General features: G+C 72.8%; 1 protein-coding gene. It reads left to right on the top strand.

What is annotated here, in order from left to right:
* Nucleotides 1-2,420, top strand: a 2,420-nt coding sequence (locus tag UK23_RS52870) for a hypothetical protein (protein WP_196777855.1), incomplete at both ends; no start/stop codon positions are given.

Genomic DNA, 2,420 nt, shown 5'->3' with positions numbered 1-2,420 from the left:
CGGTGGTCCTGCTCGCCGGCCGGTCGGGTGCCGGTCGTGCCGCCGCGGACTTCCAGCAGGCGATGACGGCGCAGGGCTGGCCGCACCTGGTGGTGGCGCCCACCACCGACGTGCACCTGCGGACGGCGTGGTTCAAGCGGGCCGGCCAGATCGTCGTGGACCAGGACGGTTCCTGGCGGACGTTCCCGACCGCCGAAGCGGTCGAGAACCGGACGCTCATGGCGCGGACGCTGAGGGGGCAGCGCACCTACTTCGACACCGACGACGTGCGGGTCACCTCGATCAACGGCCCGGACGGCAGGCCGCAGGCGGTGTCCTTCGTGGTCGGCGGGGAACTGCTCCAGGATCTGAACACGTTCGCGCAGCCGCATCGCGGCAGGACGACGTTGCTGCCGGAAGGAGAGGCCGGTCGGCGGATCGAGCAGGAGATCAACCAGGGAGCGGACTTCTCGCAGCCCGCGCCGTGGCCGGAGCCGTCCGCGTACATCACCGCGCACGGCAACCGCAACATCGCGAGGATCGAGCTGACCGACGGCCACTCGCTCCTGGTGGGCGGAGCGGTGCTGGCGGAGTTGTTGCACGACCTGAGGCCGTTCCGCGACCTGATGGCCGCGCGTGAGCACGAAGCGGTGACCCTGCTGTCCTGCTGGGCCGGTGCCGACCGGCGCGCCGGTGGTACCGCGTTCGACTTCCAGCGGGCACTGGAGAGGTTCGGGTACCGCCAGCCGGTGGCGGGGCCGACGGGACCGGTCCGCTTCGGCCTCGACGAGCCTGGGACCTCGTGGGAGAGCTTCGTGTCCAGGGGCGGCCACTGGGAGTCGTTCCCGTCCCCGTGGGCGTGGACGCCGGGCCGGCCGGCGGACGAGGCCGGTCTGGTCCCGTCCGCATCGGGACGGGACAGGGACCTGACCCTGTCGTCCGCACGTGCGCTCGGGGACGACGCCGACCTGACCGAGGCCGGGCCGAGCCGGGCCGCGTCCCCCGAGGAACAGGCGTTGCCGCGCGGCGTCGACGCCGACGGGCGGGTGCGCGAGTTCTCCTACGGTGACGTGCAGTTCAAGGAGATGACGCGCTGGGGCACGCCGATCGGCCTGACGTTCCTGACCGGCGCCGACCAGGCCGCCTCGCTGTCGTGGGCGAGCGCGCCCCGCGGCGAACATCTGCGGACCTTCGTGCAGCCGGAGGGCTCGTCGGCGTTCCCGAGCAGTGACGGCGCCCGGCCGGTCGCGGCCAGGTGGCGCGAGGACTCCCTGTACGTCGCGGTCAAGGGCAGCGCCGACGGCTTCGAGCTGCGGCTGGCCGACGGTTCGCCGGTGCGGGTGGACGGGTCGAACTTCGGCCTGCTGCTCGGCGGCCTGGACAAGTTCCAGGAGATGACGTACGCCAACGAGGGCGGCTCGCTGGTGCTGCTCGCCGGCCGGACCGGGCTGGGCGACGCGGCAGCGGACTTCCAGTGGGCACTGTCGTACGAGGGCCTGCACCACCTCGTGGTGGCGCCGACGACGGACGTGCACCTGCGGACCGGGTCGTGGACGCGCAGCGGTGGCCAGCTCGTCGTGGACGGCGGCGGCGCGTGGCGGACGTTCCCGGAGACGCCCGTCGTCGACGGTATGAGCCTGCCCGCGACGCTGAACGGAAGGCCGACGCGGTTCGACACGAGCCAGGTGCGCGCGAACGTGCTCCTCGACCACGACGGTGCGCCGGTCGCGATGACCTTCCTCGTCGGCGCCGACCTGCAGGAGTACGTGGACCAGCTGTCATACCCCCACCGCGGCAGCACGGTGACCGTGCGGGCGGGCGAGAGCGTCCGGTCGCACGTGCAGCAGGAGATGCGGACCGGCAAGGACAGCTCGCAGCCCGCGCCGTGGCCGGAGCGCTCCGCCTACGTGGTGCTCCACGGCGACAAGAACGTGGTGGAGATCCCGCTCACCGACGGGCGCGTCGTCGACGCGACCGGTGACGTGCTGGCGATGGTGCTGCAGGACCTGCGCCCGTTCCACCAGCTGATGACCGGGCGCGCCCCGGAGGCGCTGACCCTGCTGTCCTGCGAGACGGGCGCGGTCCGCGAACCGGGTGGGGTGGCCCGCGACTTCCAGCGTGCGCTGACCCAGCTCGGGTACCACCAGCCGGTGGTCGCCCCGACCGTCGCCACCGGCACGCACCTGAACCGCGCCGGGACGTGGGAGAGCTACCTGAAGGGCCGCGGGCGCTGGGAGCAGTTCTCGTCGGGGCCGTCGCAGGCACTCGGCAGGCTGGCGGACGACACCCGCTGGGTCTCGTTCGATCCGGCCGCGGTGCGATCGGCGCCGCTGGTGCGGGACGGCCGCACGATCGGCGTCTCGTTCTGGGAAAGTCCTGAGCCCGGTCACGATGTGGCCTCCGGTGAGCGGATGTCGCCGCGGACGTTCACGGTGTCCGCG

It is taken from the genome of Lentzea aerocolonigenes (genome assembly GCF_000955955.1).
Taxonomy (GTDB): domain Bacteria; phylum Actinomycetota; class Actinomycetes; order Mycobacteriales; family Pseudonocardiaceae; genus Lentzea; species Lentzea aerocolonigenes_A.
The sequence above is the reverse complement of the archived record's forward strand: the minus strand, read 5'-3'. Positions and strand labels throughout refer to the sequence as shown.